Source organism: Mycetocola saprophilus (assembly GCF_000718085.1).
Classification (GTDB): domain Bacteria; phylum Actinomycetota; class Actinomycetes; order Actinomycetales; family Microbacteriaceae; genus Mycetocola; species Mycetocola saprophilus.
On sequence record NZ_JOEC01000001.1, the window covers coordinates 394,232 to 413,423 of the forward strand.

18 protein-coding genes are annotated in these 19,192 nt (G+C 67.2%); 8 read left to right on the top strand and 10 right to left on the bottom strand.

Annotated features, from left to right (window positions below):
• Positions 1-82 precede the first annotated feature (82 nt).
• Positions 83-1,636, bottom strand: coding sequence for a hypothetical protein (locus IE92_RS0101740; RefSeq protein WP_156027362.1), 1,554 nt, complete (start codon positions 1,634-1,636; stop codon positions 83-85).
• 262 nt (positions 1,637-1,898) lie between these two features.
• Here IE92_RS0101740 and IE92_RS0101745 point away from each other — a divergent pair, with 262 nt between their 5' ends.
• The 5 genes from IE92_RS0101745 to IE92_RS0101765 all read left to right on the top strand — a co-directional run bounded on the left by IE92_RS0101745 (position 1,899) and on the right by IE92_RS0101765 (position 8,202).
• Entirely contained in the window at positions 1,899-2,546 is a 648-nt protein-coding gene (locus IE92_RS0101745; RefSeq protein WP_030143156.1) for a leucine-rich repeat domain-containing protein, read from the top strand.
• Positions 2,543-5,044 (top strand): excinuclease ABC subunit UvrA, encoded by a 2,502-nt coding sequence (locus IE92_RS0101750; RefSeq protein ID WP_030143157.1) that lies wholly within the window; start codon positions 2,543-2,545, stop codon positions 5,042-5,044. Before IE92_RS0101745 ends, IE92_RS0101750 begins: the two co-directional genes overlap by 4 nt.
• 92 nt (positions 5,045-5,136) lie before the next feature.
• Positions 5,137-5,346 carry a heavy-metal-associated domain-containing protein gene (locus tag IE92_RS0101755; protein ID WP_030143158.1) on the top strand — a complete coding sequence of 70 codons (210 nt, stop codon included), beginning with the start codon at positions 5,137-5,139 and terminating at the stop codon, positions 5,344-5,346.
• 69 nt (positions 5,347-5,415) lie between these two features.
• A complete protein-coding gene (locus tag IE92_RS0101760; RefSeq protein ID WP_030143159.1) occupies positions 5,416-7,680 on the top strand; it encodes a heavy metal translocating P-type ATPase in 2,265 nt (754 codons plus the stop codon).
• A 108-nt stretch (positions 7,681-7,788) separates the two neighbouring features.
• Positions 7,789-8,202, top strand: a complete 414-nt coding sequence (locus IE92_RS0101765; protein ID WP_081863799.1) for a metal-sensitive transcriptional regulator — start codon at positions 7,789-7,791, stop codon at positions 8,200-8,202.
• Between the two features lie 52 nt (positions 8,203-8,254).
• On the opposite strand, the gene IE92_RS0101770 is transcribed toward IE92_RS0101765, so the two are convergent.
• The 3 genes from IE92_RS0101770 to IE92_RS0101780 form a co-directional block, all read right to left on the bottom strand.
• A complete protein-coding gene (locus tag IE92_RS0101770; RefSeq protein WP_030143161.1) occupies positions 8,255-8,848 on the bottom strand; it encodes a PIN domain-containing protein in 594 nt (197 codons plus the stop codon).
• A gap of 14 nt (positions 8,849-8,862) precedes the next feature.
• A complete protein-coding gene (locus IE92_RS0101775; protein WP_030143162.1) occupies positions 8,863-9,402 on the bottom strand; it encodes a helix-turn-helix domain-containing protein in 540 nt (179 codons plus the stop codon).
• An 82-nt stretch (positions 9,403-9,484) separates the two neighbouring features.
• A complete protein-coding gene (locus IE92_RS0101780; RefSeq protein WP_030143163.1) occupies positions 9,485-10,105 on the bottom strand; it encodes a TetR/AcrR family transcriptional regulator in 621 nt (206 codons plus the stop codon).
• Positions 10,106-10,201: 96 nt separating this feature from the next.
• On the opposite strand from IE92_RS0101780, the gene IE92_RS0101785 reads away from it, so the two are divergent.
• Positions 10,202-11,278, top strand: a complete 1,077-nt coding sequence (locus tag IE92_RS0101785; RefSeq protein WP_051701479.1) for an epoxide hydrolase family protein — start codon at positions 10,202-10,204, stop codon at positions 11,276-11,278.
• A 104-nt stretch (positions 11,279-11,382) separates the two neighbouring features.
• Here IE92_RS0101785 and IE92_RS0101790 read toward each other — a convergent pair whose 3' ends face one another.
• The 4 genes from IE92_RS0101790 to IE92_RS0101805 all read right to left on the bottom strand — a co-directional run bounded on the left by IE92_RS0101790 (position 11,383) and on the right by IE92_RS0101805 (position 15,774).
• Complete coding sequence (locus tag IE92_RS0101790) at positions 11,383-12,021, bottom strand: class I SAM-dependent methyltransferase (protein ID WP_030143165.1); 639 nt, start codon at positions 12,019-12,021, stop codon at positions 11,383-11,385.
• Between the two features lie 114 nt (positions 12,022-12,135).
• Positions 12,136-13,308 carry an SGNH/GDSL hydrolase family protein gene (locus tag IE92_RS0101795; protein WP_030143166.1) on the bottom strand — a complete coding sequence of 391 codons (1,173 nt, stop codon included), beginning with the start codon at positions 13,306-13,308 and terminating at the stop codon, positions 12,136-12,138.
• A gap of 7 nt (positions 13,309-13,315) precedes the next feature.
• Positions 13,316-14,509, bottom strand: coding sequence for an AI-2E family transporter (locus IE92_RS0101800; protein WP_043321287.1), 1,194 nt, complete (start codon positions 14,507-14,509; stop codon positions 13,316-13,318).
• Positions 14,510-14,538: 29 nt separating this feature from the next.
• Positions 14,539-15,774, bottom strand: a complete 1,236-nt coding sequence (locus tag IE92_RS0101805) for an amidohydrolase (protein WP_030143168.1) — start codon at positions 15,772-15,774, stop codon at positions 14,539-14,541.
• 306 nt (positions 15,775-16,080) lie between these two features.
• Here IE92_RS0101805 and IE92_RS0101810 point away from each other — a divergent pair, with 306 nt between their 5' ends.
• Entirely contained in the window at positions 16,081-17,070 is a 990-nt protein-coding gene (locus IE92_RS0101810) for an FUSC family protein (RefSeq protein WP_051701480.1), read from the top strand.
• 8 nt (positions 17,071-17,078) lie between these two features.
• A complete protein-coding gene (locus IE92_RS0101815) occupies positions 17,079-17,672 on the top strand; it encodes an HdeD family acid-resistance protein (protein WP_043321289.1) in 594 nt (197 codons plus the stop codon).
• A gap of 108 nt (positions 17,673-17,780) precedes the next feature.
• Here the strand turns inward: IE92_RS0101815 and IE92_RS0101820 are convergent, their stop codons facing one another.
• Together IE92_RS0101820 and IE92_RS0101825 are read right to left on the bottom strand one after the other, a co-directional pair.
• Complete coding sequence (locus IE92_RS0101820; RefSeq protein ID WP_030143171.1) at positions 17,781-18,587, bottom strand: anti-sigma factor family protein; 807 nt, start codon at positions 18,585-18,587, stop codon at positions 17,781-17,783.
• Entirely contained in the window at positions 18,584-19,093 is a 510-nt protein-coding gene (locus IE92_RS0101825) for a sigma-70 family RNA polymerase sigma factor (RefSeq protein WP_030143172.1), read from the bottom strand. The genes IE92_RS0101820 and IE92_RS0101825 overlap by 4 nt, the downstream gene beginning before the upstream one ends.
• Between the last annotated feature and the right edge of the window lie 99 nt (positions 19,094-19,192).

Sequence of the window (19,192 nt, forward strand, 5' to 3'; positions counted from 1 at the left end):
GTCCGAGCGATCCGCCCACGCACAATCGGCCGATTTCTCGCGGGGAGAAATCGACCGATTGAGGTGACGGATCAGGCGGTGCCTACTCCGCCGCCCGGCGGCGTCGCGCGCCCAGCAGGAGGACCGCTCCCACGGCCGCGAGCAGGCCAATCGGCAGGGCCAGCGCACCGAAGTCGCCACCGGTGGTGGGCAGGGCGGAGCCTCCGCGGGCGCTGCCCGGGGTGGTACCCGGGGGCGTGCCCACCGGGGGAGCCGCGGCACCGGTCGGGGTGGCGGTGCTTCCCGGGGTCTCGGCGGGTGCGGTCGGGGTGGGCGACTCGTTACTCACCCGCGGGGCCACGGTGACCGTGAGTGTGGTGTCCAGCGGGTAGACGCCGATGGGCTGGGGGAAGGGTAACTCCTGGCCGTCGGTGGTCCCGGGGAAAGCGTCCTTGGGGATCGCGAGATAGATGGTGACCGGGACCGTGTAGACACCGGGGGTGGTCGCGGTCCCGCTCAGGCGGAAGGAGATCGGTGCCTCCGCGGGCGCATCGGCCGCGACGCGGGCGTCGAGGGCCGGTCGCGGAACCGGGAGGATTTCCTCCCCCTCTTCCGGCCAGATTACCTCGGGCTCGGCATCCTCTTCGGCGGTGGGCTTGTCTCCGATGATCGTGGTGAGGGTGAGTCCGGCGGGCAGCCCCGTTGCCCGGGCGGTGGCGTCGAGCCCGGGGAGTAGGAAGTACCCCATGTCGATCAGTTCCTCACCGATTGTGGTGGTGAGCTCGGTGTCGACGGGGGTGCCCTGAATCACCGAGGCGTTCTGGAAACTCAGCGGTGCGCCGGGGGCCAGGTGGGTCTCGCCAAAGTGCGCATCGATGTTGGCCAGCAGCGGGCGAGTGAATGCCAGCGCGGCGTTCAGCGAACTGGGCGCTCCGACCGGATAGTCAACCAGCAGGGCGGTCACCTCAAACGAGCCCGCCCCCGTGGTGGAAGCCGAAAACTCGCCGGAGTCCGAATCCGAAGTCAGGGTCGGGGCCAAGCCGTCGGTTTTGACCGAGATTCCGGTGATCGGGGCGGGCGGTCCGGAGGCGTCCACGTTGTGGGCGAGCAGGGTGGTGGCGGTGGCTTCGATCACCGACGTGTGTCGGGCGGCAAAGGCTCCGGCGAAGGTCGCGGTCAGGGTATCCGCGTTGTCGCCCGCAATCGAATACGACCAGCGGGCGTAGTTGCCCTCGATGGTCAGGGTCAGGGTCACCGTGTAGGCCTCGGCGAAGGTCTCACCCGTGTTTCCGGTGAGGGTGATGACGCTCTTCCCGCCCACGCGGGTGTTCACCGAGTGCGTGTCCGCCGCAAAGTCCCAGCCGACTCCATCCCGGCTGAGGCTCAGCGCGCCGATCTCCTGAAATGCCGAGAAGGTCCAGCCCACCAGTCCGGGATCGGCGCGGAAGCCGAAACCGTTGTGGAGGGTTCCGGTGACGATGTTGGCCGGGCCCCAGACGATGGAGGATGAGTTGATGGTTTGCACGGTGTTCACGTCCGCCTGGGCGGGCTGGGTAGCCGAGGCTCCGAGCAGGGAACCGGCCACCAGGGCGAGGCCGATGCCGGCGGCGCCGAGGCGTCGAGACGGAGAATGATGACGCAGGATTGAGGCTCTCACGGGGTCCAATCGGGTGTGCGCATGGGTTTCGCCTGGCCGAGTGCACGCGGCGATGCGGCTTTAGCTAGGAATCGTAGTGGAATGGGGGCGTTAAGGCGAGGGTTCGGGACGCCCTGATCGCGTTTGTGCCGAGGACTGGGGGTATCGAGACTCATGCGGCACCGGTCGTCACGGAGCGGGTGCCGTCCTCGTGCCTGGCGGCCACCCCGGGTAGGCTGAGTGCAGCGTCGGGCGAGGGCCCGCGCCTGGCGAGGGGATACTCATGACCGCAGCTGAATCCGTCAATAACGGCCCGGAAGACGCCGATGGGCCCGGCGGCCTGCGCGATTATGGCTCCACCTCGCTGACCGAGCTGGACCTCGACATCACCGGCGTGGAGCGCCTGGTCCTGCCCGAATCCCTGACCCATCTCACCGTTCGCGGATTCTCCTCGGGGTCCGCCTATGTCTCGGTCGAGGATCTGGTGGAGGGCCTGAGCGGACTGGGCGCCGTGGGGATCCCGGTCACCGAGGTGTCGGCGGCGCATTCCGGACGCGATCTGAGTGTTCGTGTGGTGGGCGGGATGCCCGCGCTGGACGGCCTGGAAAACGTGAGAACCCTCCGCGTCGAGGAGATTGCCCTGCTCGACCTCGACGACGTGGTCGACTCGTTCCCCGCGCTCACCTCGCTTGAGCTCTCGGGGGATCCCGGACGCCTGGTCGAGGTGCCCTCCCTCGCCGAGCTGACGGCGCTCGAGCACCTCACGCTGCGCGGATTCCCGGATCTTGACGCGCGCACCCTCCCCGATCCCGCATTCCTGCCGGTGCTCGGGACGCTCACGCTGGCGGGCTTTCCCGATGGCACCGTCGCCGAGCTGCGTGCCCGCTACCCGCGGGTGCGGATCGTGATCGGTGCGGAGGAGACCCGATGAGTGGGCGCGAGTCGCTGCACATCGAGGTGCGCGGCGGCCGCGTGCACAACCTCAAAAACGTGGACGTGGACGTGCCGCTGGGCGAAATGGTGGCGATCGCCGGGGTGTCGGGTTCGGGGAAGTCCTCGCTGGCAATGGGGATCCTCTACGCCGAGGGATCCCGCCGCTACGTGGAGGCCCTGTCCACCTATACCCGCCGGCGCATGTCACATGCGACCCGGGCGGCGGTGGATTCGGTCCGCCATATCCCCGCGGCCCTGGCGCTGCGCCAGCGTCCCGGCGTGCCCGGGGTGCGCTCGACCTTCGGCACCTCGACCGAGTTGCTCAACGTACTGCGGGTGATGTTCTCGCGTCTCGCCTCACACTCGTGCCCCAACGGCCACCGCCACGTGCCCACGATCGACGTGGCCGCCGACCTGCCGCTCACCTGTGCGACCTGCTCGGCCGTGTTTCGCGCCCCCGGGGCCGAATCCCTCGCGTTCAATGCCGACGGTGCCTGTCCCACCTGCTCGGGCACCGGCATCGTGCGCGACGTGGATGATGCCTCCCTGGTTCCCGACCCCTCCAAAACCATCGCCGAGGGTGCGGTGACCCCGTGGGGGATGGCCGGCCTGTCGGTCATGCCGCAGGTGGTGGCCGAGTTTGGGGTGCGGATCGACGTGCCCTACTCCGAGCTGAGTGAGCGGGAACGCCAGATCGTGTTGGATGGTCCCGATGAGAAGCGGCACATCACCGTCGCCTCAAAAAACGGCAAGGTGTTCTCGATGGACTTCACCTTCCGCAGCGCCCGGCGGGCGGTCCGCGAGGCCCTGAATAATGCGACCAGCGAGAAGGGGCTGGCCCGGGTGAACCGCTACATCACCGCGGGAACCTGCCGCGACTGCGAGGGTACTCGGCTCAGCGTGGCCGCCCGGGATCCACGAATCGAGGGGATGAACCTCGCCGAGGCGACCGCGCTCTCCCTGGACCGGATCACCGAGTGGGCACCCTCCGTGGAGGCGACCCTGCCACCCGAGATGCGGGCGATGGCGCGCCTGCTCGTCGATCAGCTCACCGACATGGGGCGTCGCCTGCGTGAGCTGGGCCTCGGCTACCTGACCCTGGATCGTGCCGGATCCACCCTGTCCACGGGGGAGCGGCAGCGCGTGCAGCTGGCCCGCGCGGTCCGCAACCAGACCACCGGAGTCCTCTACGTGCTGGACGAACCCTCGATCGGGCTGCATCCCGCGAACCTCGACGGGCTGATCGGCGTGATCCGGGACCTGCTGGCCGAGGGGAACTCGGTGGTCCTGGTGGATCACGACGTGCAGGTCCTACGCGAGGCCGACCGGATCATCGAGATCGGCCCGGGCTCGGGGGTGGATGGTGGCACCGTGGTCGCCAATGACACCCTCGCCGAAATCGTAAACAACCCCGACTCGGTGATCGGCGGCTTCATCGCCGGAACCGAACCGGTGGTGGTGCGCCCGCGCGTGGGCACCGAGGAGGTGTTTGCGCACGGCGGCATCGAAATCGAGACCGCCCCGCTGCACACCGTACACGCGCTCCGGGCGCGGTTCCCCCGGGGTCGCCTGACCGCGGTCACCGGGATGTCGGGCTCGGGCAAAACCACCCTGGTGCTGGAAAGCCTGGTTCCCGCGCTCGCCGCCGAGGGGAAGATTCCAGCACACGTGACCCGCATCGAGGCCGACGGCATCAGCCGCGCCGACGTGGTGGATGCCACCCCGATCGGCACCAATATCCGCTCCACCGTGGCCACCTACAGCGGGGTTCTCGACGTGCTGCGGCGCGAGTTTGGCGGCCTGCCCGCGGCGACCTCGCGTGGGCTCGGGGCCGCCGACTTCTCCTATAACACCGGCTCGCTGCGCTGCCCGCGCTGCGAGGGGACCGGACAGATCGTACTGGACGTGCAGTTCCTCCCCGACGTGGATATCGACTGCCCCGACTGCGCGGGTACCCGCTTCGCGCCGCTGGCCCAGGAGATTCGCCGCACCGGTCCCGACGGCACCGAGTATTCCCTACCGGATCTGCTGGCCCTCACCGTCACCCAGGCCGTGGACGCGCTCGCCGACCTGCCCCGGGTGCGCAAGAAGCTCGCCACCCTGGTTGACCTGGGGCTCGGCTACCTGACCCTAGGGGAGGACACCCCGGCCCTTTCCGGCGGCGAGGCGCAGCGCCTCAAGCTCGCCTCCGAGCTGGGCCGGGATCAGCACAGCGCGGTATTTGTGCTGGATGAGCCGAGCGTGGGCCTGCATCCGCGCGATATTCGGGTGCTGCTGCGGGTGCTGGACGGGCTGCTGGAGCGCGGGGCCACGGTCATCGTGATCGAGCATGATCTCGACATGATCGCCAACGCCGACTATGTGATCGACCTGGGTCCCGGTGGCGGAAGCGATGGGGGACGCATCGTCGCGACCGGAACGCCGGAGGAGGTTGCAGCCCGACCCGAGAGCGTCACCGGCACGCACCTGCGGGACTATCTCGCGCACACCGTCTAAACATTTTTCTCGATTGCCGGAATACCCTCTGGGGGTATATCGTTGGCTCAGATGTGATACCCAGGAGGGGTATCCCTCGAGAGGAGAAAATCATGGCAACCACCGAGTACCGCGTCACCGGAATGACCTGCGGACACTGTGAGTCTTCGGTTCGCGAAGAGATTGAGCAGATCGCCGGTGTCGAGGACATTCGCGTGAGTGTGCAGACCGGCGAACTGGTCATCACCTCCGCCGCCGAGCTCGACGATGCCGCCGTGCTGGCAGCCGTCACCGAGGCGGGCTACTCCGCCGTCCGGGCCTAGGCCCCACCCCACCTCACGCCGTTGCATGCCGGTCCCTCCCACAGGAGGGACCGGAAAAAGGAAGAGAAGATGAGTACCTCAACACCCGTGGCCGGTGGCCCCCACATCGAACTGGAAATCGGCGGGATGACCTGCGCATCCTGTGCGATGCGGATCGAGAAAAAACTCAATAAACTCGACGGCGTCGATGCCACGGTGAACTACGCCACCGAGAAGGCCCGGGTCGCGATCCCCGAGGGATACGATCCCGCCCTGCTGATCGCCGAGGTCGAGAAGGCTGGCTATGCGGCCACCCTGCCCGCGCCGGTGAAGCCCAGGGATGTCGCGGACCCGAACGCCGAGGACGCCGATCCCGAACTGATTGCGCTGCGTCAGCGCCTGATCGGGTCGATCGTGCTGAGCGTCCCGGTCATCCTGATGGCGATGATCCCCGCCCTCCAATTCACCTACTGGCAGTGGGCGTCCCTCGCGCTCGCCGCTCCGGTGATTATCTGGGGTGCCTGGCCCTTCCACCGTGCCGCCTGGGTCAACCTCAAGCACGGCGCGGCCACGATGGACACCCTGATTTCGATGGGCACCGGTGCCGCCCTGCTGTGGTCGATCTATGCGCTGTTCTGGGGCACCGCGGGCATGCCTGGGATGACCCACCCGTTCGAATTCACCATCGGCCCCTCCGATGGGGCCTCCAATATCTACCTCGAGGTGGGTGCCGGGGTCACGATGTTCATCCTGGCCGGGCGCTACTTTGAGAAGCGCTCCAAGCGTCAGGCCGGTGCCGCACTGCGCGCGCTGATGGAACTCGGTGCCAAGGACGTGTCGGTGCTGCGCGGCGGCATCGAAACCAAGATCGACGTGGCCGAGCTGCGCGTCGGGGACGAATTCATCGTGCGTCCGGGGGAGAAGATCGCCACCGACGGCGTGGTGACCTCGGGCACCTCGGCGGTGGATGCGTCGATGCTCACCGGCGAATCCGTGCCCGTGGAGGTTGAACCCGGTGACGCCGTGACCGGCGCGACCGTCAACGCCGGTGGACGCCTGGTTGTGCGCGCCACCCGGATCGGCTCGGACACCCAGCTTGCGCAGATGGCCAAGCTGGTGGAGGAAGCGCAGACCGGCAAGGCCGAAGTGCAGCGCCTGGCGGATAAGATCTCCGGGGTGTTTGTGCCGATCGTGATCGTAATTGCCCTGGTCACCCTGGCCGGCTGGCTGATCGCCGGATTCCCCGCGGCCGCCGCCTTCACCGCCGCCGTGGCCGTGCTGGTGATTGCCTGCCCGTGTGCGCTGGGCCTGGCGACCCCGACCGCGCTGCTGGTGGGAACCGGTCGCGGTGCCCAGATGGGCATCCTGATCAAAGGACCGGAGATTCTGGAATCCACCCGCCGGGTCGACACCGTGGTGCTGGATAAGACCGGCACCGTGACCACGGGCAAGATGACCCTGGCTCAGGCGATCACCGAACCCGGCACCGAGCGCGGAGACCTGCTGCGCCTGGCCGGTGCGTTGGAGGATGCCTCCGAGCACCCGATCGCGCAGGCCATCGCCGCCGGTGCGACGGCCGAGAACATCGAGTTGCCCGCGGCCCGGGGATTCACCAACATCGAGGGCAAGGGTGTGCAGGGTGTGGTGGACGGTCATGCGGTTTTGGTGGGACGCGAGTCCCTGCTGGCCGAGTGGTCGATCACGCTGAGTGCTCGGGTTTCCGCCGCCAAGGTCGAGGCGGAGCAGGCCGGAAAGACCGTGGTGGCGGTGGCCTGGGATGGGCAGGCTCGCGGCATCCTGGTGGTTGCCGACGCGGTCAAGCCCACCAGCCGCGAGGCGATCACCGCACTCAAGGCGCTCGGGCTGACCCCGATTCTGCTGACCGGAGACAATACCGCGGTGGCCCGGCGGATCGCCGCCGAGGTGGGCATCGAGACGGTGATCGCCGAGGTGCTGCCCGCGGATAAGGTGGCCGAGGTGATCCGGTTGCAGGAGTCCGGCCGGGTGGTCGCGATGGTGGGCGACGGCGTGAACGATGCGCCGGCGCTCGCCCAGGCCGACCTGGGCCTGGCGATGGGCACGGGAACCGATGTGGCCATCGAGGCGTCGGATATCACCCTGGTGCGCGGAGATCTGCGCGGCGTGGTGGATGCGATCCGGCTCTCCCGCAAAACCCTGGGCACCATCAAAACCAACCTGTTCTGGGCCTTCGCCTATAACGTGGCGGCGATTCCGGTGGCGGCGCTGGGCATGCTCAACCCGATGCTGGCGGGGGCCGCGATGGCCCTGTCGAGCGTGTTTGTGGTGGGGAACAGCCTGCGCCTGCGCGGATTCCGCAGCATCGTCAAAAACTAGTCCCCCGTGTGGGCCCGGAGTATCGGACCCACGTCGCCGCCGAGGTGCGGTGCCCGATATCCTGGATGCAGCAGTCTCGGCCCCGGCCGAACGATCAAAGGAGCCAGCATGGCGACCACCGCAGCCCACAGCACCAACCCCGGTGTCGACACCGCCGCGAACGCCGCGGCCGTGGTTGAGTCCGTCGAGTCGGCGGTCGAGGGTCACTCGGGCGATTCCTGCGCCACCGAGGGGCACCACCACGGCTACATCAGCGATAAGACCGGCTACCAGAAGCGGATGCGTCGGATCGAGGGGCAGGCGCGTGGGATCTCCAAGATGATCGACGACGAGAAGTACTGCATCGACATTCTCACCCAGATCAGTGCCCTGACCAGCGCGCTGGAATCGGTCGCGATTGGCCTGGTGGACGACCACCTCAAGCATTGCGTGATGGACGCCGCCCGTCTCGGTAACGCCGAGGAGGCCTCCGCCAAGCTCAAGGAAGCCACCGACGCGATCGCGCGCCTGGTCCGCTCCTAGACCGCCCACCTCCACCGCGGGCCGCACGGATTCCCGTGCGGCCCTCGGTGTTTTAGTCATTTTCGAATGCCGCGAGGCGCAGCAGCTCCGCCGTATCGGTGAAGCCGTATCGACTCTCCAGGTGGCCAATTATCTGCTCCGAGGTGGTTTCTGGACCAAAGAGTCCGCTGCGCTGAGAAATCTCCTCGAGCGCCGATAGCGCCCTCAGCGGACTATCGCTCACGATGTCAAAAGCAAACTTGCGAGCCGATACCGGGGTGATGCTCACCGGAAGCAGAGCTACGGGAAAATCCTTCAGATTATCGGTCACGATAAATCCTGCTCCGGCCACCTGCGCGGCGGCGACCACGTGCTCATCATCTCGATCCGGAAGTCCAAACGTTCCATCCAACGGCTCCCAGCCGTGAACGAGCGCTTCCGGGAAGACATGACGCATTCGATCCGTCAGACGCATCGCCGAAAGCTGGGCACGGATTGGAGTCAGGTGGCGTCTCTCGATAAGTTTCCGCGTCTCGCTTTCTTCAAGTTCATCAAGTACCGCTTCACTCCAGACGGGCCGAAAGCTTCCCTCGATGGCAAGAGAAAGGAAGAAGTCGCGCTGCAGGCTGGGCCAGAGAATATTGGTGTCAAGCAGCGCGGTGAACATGTGTGGGCCCGACTTTAGGGCAGCTCGATGTCTTGCCGCCGGCGTTCCGATACAACCCGACGCGCCTTCTTTAGCTCGGCAAGGACTTCGTCGAGCGGGGTATCTTCATCGACGTCAGTTGAGAGTCTGGCCAGGGTTGCATACTGCTCCTCGCGGCGGTGCTTGCGATACTCCAGCACGTCAGTCAGTGTGACACGGCGGTGGGTGCCGACGCGCTCGAACGGGATTCTTCCCTCGTCGAGCAGCTTGATGACCGTGGGACGGCTCACTCCCAGAAGATCAGCCGCCTGCTGTGTGGTGAGGGTTTTACCTCGGGGAGAAACGGTGACCGAGAGGCCGCGTCGCATCGCATCGACCACCTGCACAAGCACGTGATAGATCACTGCGGGGAGTTCAACCTGATCATCAGTGGCATCGCCGGACAACACATACCTGGGGGCGGTGTGACCGGACTGGACCTTCGAATGCGCGACGAAGAAATCGTGCACTCGTGCGATGCCGGGCTCGTCGGAAACATCGTAGGTTTCCGAGACGAGCGGTGTGTTGGGGGACATGTCCTACCTCCTTACAAGTGCAAGAAACGTAACACACTTCGAATGTTTTGTTTAGGTTTTACTCCTGACTCCCTGGTAGCGCTCAGCTCTGTGGGGCAAAGCTGGCCACAAAGTCGATGGCGCCGCCCAGGGCGGTGGCGAGGGGGGCGATGCTGTGTTGCGCCTGCGCCAGGAGCATGCCGCCCTGGAACGCGGCGAGCAGGATCGTGGCGAGGGTGGCCGGATCCGCGTCGGGGCGTAGGTCGCCGCGCTCGCGCATCGTGGTCAGGCCGGATTCGAAGACTGCGTGCCAGCGGTCAAACCCGGCGGTGACGTCCGCCGTGAGGTTCAGATCGGATTTGAGGACGTCGCCGGCGAGGGACCCGAACCGGCAGCCGCCCTCCCAGGAGTTCGGGCGCTCGGTGTAAAACGCCGCCCAGGATCGCAGGGCCGCGATACTGTCGAGGTCGCCGTGGGCGGTGGTGTGGATGAGCTCGATGACCTGATCCCCGCGCCGGGCGAGAATCGCGCGTACCAGGCTCTCCTTATCGGGGAAGTAGTGCGAGAGCTGGGATCCGCTGACCTTCGCCGCCGCGCGAATCTCGGGATTGGTTGCCCCCTGGACCCCGTGCGCGAGCATCAGGTCGGCCGCGGCATCCACGATCCGGTCGCGGGTTGCGCGGCCCTTGGCGGTGGCGGGCAGGAGCTCTTCGGCTGGGGTCATACGGTCAGCCTATCAGGGAATGGGCTTGACAGCCCATTCTTAACGGCACAAAATGGGCTAGCGAGCCCATTTGGGTTTCGCGTCGAAAGGACCCCCATGAACACCTCCGCCCCCACACCCACCACGTCCGCCGCGCTTGACGACCTCTCGGCGCGGATCCGCGGCACTCGACTGATCGTCAACCCCTGGGTGGGGGATCCCGCACGCGGCATTCCCGGCGAGCGGTTTGCCCGCCTCCTGAGCACCTGGTCTGAGGACTTCGATTGGCCCGCCCACGAGCGACGCATCCATGCCTATCCTTGGGAAACCGTGGGGGAGGGGGAGCGCGCGCTGCGGGTGATCCATCGGCGCTCGGCCACGCCGGATGCCCCAACCGTGGTGCTCCTGCACGGCTGGCCGGACTCGGTGCTGCGCTTCGAGCGGGTGCTACCGCTGCTGGAGGACGTCAATGTTGTCATCCCGGCGCTGCCCGGATTCCCGTTTGCCCCGCCGCTGGAAGGCGCTCCGGTTTCGACCGCCGATATTGCCGGGATGGTGGCCGAGGCAATGCGAGCGCTCGGCTATTCGCGCTTTGTGATCTCGGCCGGGGACGTGGGCGGCACCGTGGCCGAGTTGCTGGCCGCGGCTCATCCCGAGCGCGTCTCGGCGCTGCATCTGACGAACCTGGCGGCGGCCAGGGTCGGAATGATCGACCCGACCACCGCGACTCCCGAGGAGCTGGCGTTTGCCGCCGCCGCGGGTGGCTGGCGGCAGGCGCACGGCGGGTTTGTGGCCGAGCAGGCGACCCGTCCCGGCACGGTGACCGCGATGCTGGGCGATTCTCCGGCGGCCCTGCTGGCCTGGATGGGAGAGAAGCTGATCGGCTGGGCCGGACCCGCCGACACTCTCAGTGACGGTGACCTGCTGACCTGGATCAGTGCCGCCTGGTTCACCGAGACCGCGGGCACCGCGCTCTCGACCTATTCCGTGCCCGTGGTGCTTCCCGCCCGGATCGAGACCCCGACGATCTACTCGGCCTTCGCCGAGGACTTCATGCCCGCCCCGCGCGCGTTTGTGGAGCGGTTTGTGAACCTGGCGGCGTTTATCGAGCACCCCACGGGTGGACACTTTGCCGCCTGGGAGGCACCCGCGGCATACGTGGAGGATCTGCGCCGGGCGCTCGCCCTGGGCTAGGCGGGCAGCGCGGGTCGGCGGCGGGCTCGATGGTGCAGGGCCGTGGCCGAACCTTGCCTCTGGACCCCGTGGCCGTGTGTTTTCGCCCGTCCGCGCCGACTCGACTAACCGATCCGGCTCGCCCGCACCACCACGTCCCGTCGGTGGGCCGGTGCGTCGGCGTGGACCGAGGCGAGTTCGACCTCCTCCGCGGCCACGATGCTCCACTCATCGGCGGGAAGCAGCGCGATGATCCCCTCGATGGTCGCGGTGGCCTCGACCGGATGGGCGTTGGCGTCCGGGTGATTGCCGTGGTGTCCGGTGGCATGGCCGGCGATGAACAGGGTGCCACCCGGGGCAACCCACTCGGCGATCCGACGGTAGAAATCCAGCTGCGGCATCGCTGGGTGGGCAAAGTGGGTGCTCACCAGGTCGAACCCGGTTTCCGGCACCCAGGTGCCCAGGTCGGCCTCGATCCAGGTGGCCCGGTCCGCAACTCCGGCGGCGCGTGCCCGCTCGGCGGCCACCGCCAGGGCACCGGCCGAGATATCCGCCCCGGTGACCCGCCATCCGTGCTCGGCCAGCCAGAGCGCCTCGGCACCGGTGCCGCAGCCCGCTTCCAGGGCGGTGCCCGGCGCGAGGTCGCTCAGAAAGGTCTCGAGGTGCGGGTGGGGCGGGGTTCGGTGGCTGCCGCGCAGGATCGACTCATCCCAGTGCTGCTCCCAGTAGGCGCGGTCGAAGGTGTGGTGAGAGGACGTGGTCATGGGAGGCCTTTCGATGGGGATATCCCAGTCTGCGCCGCGCCCGGTGAGACCTGCAATATCTTTTGCCAAATGGAAAACGGCCCCTTCCCGCGGGAAGGGGCCGTCGGCCGAAAATCAGAGGGACCAGGTAGCGGTTCCCTCACCCAGCGCGATTCGGGCGAAACGCTCGCCCATGATCTGGTGGGACTCGGCACCCGGGTGCAGGGCGTCGGGCAGCGGGTGGGTTTCGGTGTCCGCCTCGCCATAGAGCTCCTGGCCATCCAGATAGAACAGGTTCGGATCGGTGGCGCGGCGCTCGGTGATGATGCGCTCAAGCTCGGCGCGAATCACGCGCAGGGTCAGCTTGCCGGCCTTGACCTCATCGGGGTTGCCGGTCGCGATAAAGCGCAGCTGCCCCGTGACCAGTGCCTCCAGATCAAACATGCCGGGGCCCGGGGTGTCCTCGTGGATGCCGCAGTAGATCGGGGCGATCACCAGCAGCGGGGTGTCCGGGTGACCCTCCCGGATCGTGTCAAGGAAGCCGTGCACGGCCGGGCCGAATGCGCGCACCCGCATCAGATCGAGATTGGTGAGGTTGATCCCGAGCTTGAGGCTGATCAGGTCGGCGGGGGTATCCCGAATCGTTCGGGCGGTGAAGGGATCCAGCAGGGCGCTGCCGCCAAAGCCCAGGTTCACCAGCTCCAGATCCGCGCCGCGGGCGGCCACCACGGGCCAGATGCCGGTGGGCCGCACCGCGTTGGAGCCGTGGCTGATCGAGGAACCGTGATGCACCCACACCGGGCGCGCATCCGCGGCAATCGGGGTGACTGGGGCGTCGGTGCGCAGTGCGGCAATCGCGATCTGCTCGTTGTGCGGCAGCCAGATCTCCACGAGTTTTGACACGCCAGACAGCCCCTCGAAGCGCAGCGTGGCGACCGGACCCACCTCGGTGGTGGGCGCGCCGGTGGCCATATCGATCGTGGTGGTGGACCCGCCCGAGGTGACCACCTGGGTGATCCGCTCGCCGTCGATCGTGAGCTCCACGATCCCGTCCGGGCGTGCGGGCACGCCGCTATAGGTGGTACGCGAGCGGAACAGGTCCAGCTCGATCACGGTGGCGGCGCTGAAAAATGCCAGCCGCACACCCGAGGGCTGCGCCTCAACCATGCTCAGCTGCGGATCGGTGTTCTGCGCGCGAGCCCAGGCGGGCAGGCGGTGCGGCAGCAGTCCGTGTTCGGTGGATTCGAGCTCGGCGGCCCCGCGGATGAGGGTATCGTTCAGCGGCACGGGGAGGAGTCTGGTTTTCATGATGTGACTACTTTTTGGAGTTCTGACGCGGGATCCACACCTGCTTGATAATCAGCAGGATCGAGGCGGTCACCGGAATCGCCACCAGCGCGCCCAGCAGGCCCAGCAGCGTGCCACCGATGAGGGCACCGATCACCACGAGGGATCCGGGGATCGAAATTGCCCGGCTCATCACCCGCGGAGTCAGCACGTAGGCCTCGACCTGCACGTAGGCGATGTAGATCAGCGCAAACAGCAGTGCCGAGATCGGGCTGGTGAACAGCGCGAGCACGCTCGCCACGGCCCAGAACAGGACCGAACCGACCAGCGGGATCAGCGTGATGCAGAACGCCACCACGCTCATCAGCAGCGGGAACGGCAGGCCGAGGATCGCGTAGAGCACACCCGAGAAGACCGCGTTGAAGAACGCCAGCACCACCATGCCACCCAGGTAGCCGCCGATCGAATCGGTGATCTGGTCGGTCAGGTCCGAGATGCGGGCGCGGTTGCGGGCCGGGGCCAGCTCGTACATGGCCGACTTGATCTGCGGCAGGGAAGCCACGAAGTACAGGGTCAGCACCAGGACGATCAGCACACCGGACAGACCCGAGAAGATCGTGGCACCCACCTGGAACGCACCGCCGCCGATGGCCGCGATGTTGCCCGGGTCGGACAGGAACTTCTGAATGTCACCGATCAGCGATTCGAAGCCCTCACCAAACATCCCCTCCAGGCGGTGGAAGAGATCGCTGTGCATGAAGTCCTTGATCATCGAGGGGACCGACTGCACAAACTGGGTGACCTGATCCACCACGGTCGGGATTACCAGCCACATCATGCCCACGATGATCGCCAGCAGACCGACGATGGTGATCACGATCGACCAGGTGCGGCTGAGCCCGCGCCCGGAGAGCCAGCGCACCACGGGGTCGATGCCCAGCGCGATAAACAGCGCAAAGACGATGTAGATGATCACCGTGGAAATGTTGGTGATCGCGGCCCCCAGGCTGAAGGCCGCCAGGCCACCCAGGGTGAGCAGGAAACCGGCAACAAACGGGTTGTCGAGTCGGGTCCAGAAGCGGCGTGACGGCGGGACGTTAACCGGGGCCGAGGCCGAATCGGGGTCGACCGGGGTCTCCGGGGTCTCCGGGGTCTCCGTGGGCTCCGGGGTGGCCGGGGCTGCCGACTCGGCGGTGCTGTCCGGGGTGGATTTCTCGGGCATGGTTTCCTCTGAGTTTTCGGGTGTGTGAGTTAGGGCTTGAGCCAGGCGAGCGCCGCGGCGCTCAGGGCGGCGATGCCCAGCGGCAGGGTCGGGATGATCGCCGGGGCAAACAGCGGCGAGTGGTTGGAGGGCAGCGCGGAGACCCGAGCGACCAGGTCCTGCTGGCTGGTCACATCGGCGAAGGGTGCGGGATCGGCCCCGCCGAGCAGCCAGTACATGCACGGCACTTCGGCGGCCTCGGCGAGCATGCCCACGTCCTCGCTGCCGGTGACCAGGCCCGGGTCGATGACCTGCACGCCGGGAATGGCGGCGGTCAGGGCCGCGTGCACGCGCGCGGTCGCGGCCTCGTCGTTGACCACCGCGGGGTAGGAGTGGGCGTGCACAATGGTGGGTTCGCGATCGGCGCCGGAGGTCAGGGCCTCGCCGCGGACGATGCGCTCGATGGCCGCGATCACCCGGGCACGCACCGCGGGGTCCACGCTGCGCAGGCTGATTGTGAGTTCGGCGCTGTCGGGGATGATGTTGGGGGCCGAGCCCGCGTGCACCGAGCCGATGGTCAGCACGGCGGTTTCGGTTCCGGCTACCTCGCGGGACACGATGGTCTGCAGGCGCAGGATGACGGAGGCCGCGAGCACGATCGGGTCCACGGTGGTTTCGGGGCGGGAGCCGTGCCCGCCGCGTCCAAACAGGGTGATCACAAACGAGTCGGAGGCGGCAAAGGCGGGGCCGGATCGCAGGCCGAATGCGCCGGCAGGGAACGGGGCCACGTGCTGTCCGAGCACCACATCGGGGGTCCCGAAGCGTTCAAATAGGCCGTCCTCGATCATGGTGCGGGCGCCCGAGCCCTGCTCCTCGGCGGGCTGGAAGACCAGCATCAGGCGTCCGGTCCAGGTGGGATCCGCGGCCAGGGCCGAGGCGGCGCCGAGCAGGGCGGTGGTGTGCATGTCGTGGCCGCACGCGTGCATCAGCGGGACCTCGACCCCCTCGGCGTTGATCGTCGAATCGGTGCTCGCATAGGGAAGTCCGGTTTCCTCGCGCACGGGCAGCGCATCCATGTCCGCGCGCAGCAGCACGGTGGCGCCGGGGCCGCGATCGAGGATGCCCACCACGCCGGTGATGCCCACGCCCTCGGTCACCTCATACCCGGCGGAGCGCAGGTGATCGGCGACGATTCCCGCGGTGCGCACCTCCTGGAATCCCAGCTCCGGATGGGTGTGCAGATCGCGGTAAACGGCCTCAAAATCGGTGCTGGTGTGCGGCGACATTCGAACTCCTGGCTCGGTGAATACTAATTGATATCCACCGTAGTGCCGGGTTCGGGTAAAACCGAGGACTACCGCGCCGTGGCCGGGGTTTCCGACCGATGGTCACCCGGTTCGCCGCGCGCGGGCACGAGGATACTCCGCCGTAGGAGGCCCGCTCGGGACAGCGGATCAACCAGTCTCCGGCCCCACGATCCAGCAAAAAGTTCGGAAATATCCTGTTTTGTCATGACCGTCGCTACCCAAAGCTCGATAGTGTTCTCTTATTACCGTAGCGCTGGCTCCGTGGGGACGGGGAGGGGGAAGCTCATGACGCACGTTGTTTTCAAGAATTTTGCGCTGACGCGTCGCGCCATTCTGGGGGCGCTCATACTGGTGGGGTCGGCGGCGGTGCTGCTGGCGGCCCTTTACGGGTTCATCGGACCCCACACCGCGCAGGCCGGATATTTGGCGATCATGTTCCTGCTCTCGCCGTCGCGCGCGCTGCTGCCGCGCTGGCGGGCGATGGCGGCGCTGTGGGCCGTAATCGTGGCGATGCTGGGCTTTACGTTGGGCTCGCTGGGAACCTTTCCGGTGCTGGTGGCGCTGGTGGGGGTGTGCCTGGTGCAGGGCCTATTCCGGATCGGGGACATCTCCTCGATGACCCGCTCGCCGGTCAACCTGATCGTTTTTGCCTCGCTGTCCCACACCGACGTGCAGTTCTGGCAGGTGCTGCTGGGCTCGAGTCTGGGAGCCGCGTTCATGCTCGCGTTTGCGACCCTCATGCCCACTAAACACGACTCGCTGCCCACGCCCTCGCCGGTCAGGGAGCGGCTGGGGTACGGGGTCATGCTCGCGGTGGGTTCGCTGGGCATCGTCGCCATCGGCGAGGCCGTGGACTTCCCCTACGTCAGCTGGACGCTGCTGTCCTACTGCATGATTCTCGCGGTCGGCGTCGATAACCGCACCAGCCGCGCCCGCGATCGCGTGGTGGGCACCGCGATCGGTGCGGTGTTTGCCACGCTGGTCTCGCTGCTCCCAGCCCCGGTGCCGATCCTCGTGGCGCTGGTCTGCACGCTGCTGTGTGTGGCCTATATTCTCTCCGGCAACTATCCGATGTTTGTGACCCTGCTCACCCCGGTGGTGCTGCTCACCACCTCCTCCGATCAGCCCGCCCACCTGGTGGGCCTCGGCCGGATCGAATCCGTGGCCATCGCCGCCGTGTTGGCGCTCGTGGTCAACGTGATTGCCCATACAATCCTGCATGACCGCCATGCGCGGATTGTGCCGCGCCCCCAAGCCTCAACCCTCAACCCCTAAGGAAAACCATGACTCAGGAACCCTCCCTTTCCCGCACCCTCACCAACGGTGTGCGCACGGCCCTCGGCATCGCCGGAATCATCGCGATCATCATCGGTATCTTGATCCTGGTGGCGCCGCTGAAGACCGCCTCGGTTATCACCGCGTTCATCGCGATCTACGCGGTTGTGGCCGGCGTGATCTATGCGGCCCTGGGCATCTTTGCCAAGAGCGCCTCCACCTGGGGTCGGATCGGCAACGTGCTGCTCGGTGTGTTGTTTGTGGTCGCCGGAATCGTGGCCTTCACCGACCTGGGCAACGTCACCACCGTGCTGGCGATCTTCACCGCGATCTTCATCGGTGTGAGCTGGATCTTCGAGGGTGTGCTGGCCTTCGCGAGCCTGCGTGGCGCCTCCAATAAGGTGTGGGGCGTGGTCTTTGCCGTGCTGAGCATCATTGCCGGTATCCTCGTGATCACCGCGCCGTTCGCCTTCGCCGCCCTGCTGTGGCTGATCCTGGGTGTTGCCCTGGTGGTGCTGGGTATCCTGCAGATCGTGCGTGCGTTTAGCTACCGTGGACCCGCAAGCGGTGCCACCATCCGCGTGGACGAAACCCGCATCTAGTTTTTCTGCCAACGCCCCCATCCGGTTGTGCCGGATGGGGGCGTTGTCTGTTGGCGTGTGTTTTAGTCGGCGGGCAGGGCACGGAGCAACGGGGCGTTGTGTGGTGCTTTAGTCGGCGGGCAGGGCACGGAGCAACGGGGTGGGGGAGTCGGCACGCCGCACATCCACCGAGCGAATGCCCTCGAGCGGGGTTGTGGTGGTCACCTCGACCCGCGCCGGACTGCCCGGCGCGGCGACCCAGGTGGATACCGCCCGCTCGCGTCCGGCATTGTCGGTGAGGACCAGGGAGTAGTCCACCGGTTCGGCACCCGGGTAGGGGGCGGCGGGGGAGGTGTAGGAGCAGTCCATGGTGACCCGGGTGCCGCCGGGAATGTCGCGCAGGGTGACCACCGCGTCGATCGGTGCCAGCTCGGGACCCACCTGGGCGAGGGTGAGGCGCTCGGTCTTGGGTTCCAGCACATGCAGGGTGAGTGGGATCGCGGCCCCGATGACCAGCACGGCGGCGGCCGCGCCGATGGTCCAGCCGCGGGCACGCCGACTCAGGCGGCGTCGCCGCGGGCGCGGGAGGTGCGCGGCGGTTTCATCGCTTTCGGACGGGAACGGTTCCGCCGCGTTGGCCGGGACGTTCGCGTCGGAGGGCGACGCGGGATCCGAGCCGTCCCGGGACTGCGCCTGGCCCTCCCATGTCGGTTCCGTGGCCTCCGGCGCAGGCCGCTCGGCTTCGGGAATATCCCGCTCGTTTGGTGGGGTAATCCGCGAGAGCAGCCCGGGCAGCGAGGCGAGCTCGGACATGTGCAGGCGACACCGCTCGCACTCGGCCAGGTGCTCCTCATAGGCGCGACGATCGGCGGGTCCCAGGGCCCCCAGGACATAGGCGGCATCCCACTCGTCAAAGCGGGTGTGGATATCGGTCACCGGGTGACCCCCTTTTCCTGAAGCGCGAGTTTGAGCGCGCGCAGCCCGTAGTGCAGCCGCGACTTGACCGTCCCCTCGGGAATCCCCAGGTCCGCCGAGAGCTCCACGGTGCTGCGGCCCCCAAAGTACGCCCCGGTGACCACCGCCCGATGCTCGCCGCTCAGGGCCGCCAGGGCCTCGGCCACCAGGATCGAATCAAACAGCGCGTCGGTGTGGTCATCGGAGCGGCCCTCGGGCATCTCCTCGACCCCGATTTCGTGGCGGCGACGGGCGCTGCGGGCCTCATCCACCACCAGGTTCCGGGCCACCGTATACAGCCAGGACCTGGCGCTTTCGGGATCATCGGACATGATCCGTGGATTGCGCCAGGCACGCAGCAGGGTTTCCTGCACGATGTCGTCGGCCCCGGCAAAATCACCGGTGAGGCGCACCACAAAACGCCAGATCACCGCGCCATGCTGCTCATGCAGCTCGCGCAGAACCCGCGCCTCATGCTCGGTGGACATCACGCCCTCGTTTCCTTGCTCACTCCCGGTACACGATATTCGAGGCCCGATGGTTCAAAGCTGAGTTTTTTCTGTAGAAAACCCGATTGGCTGAACCGG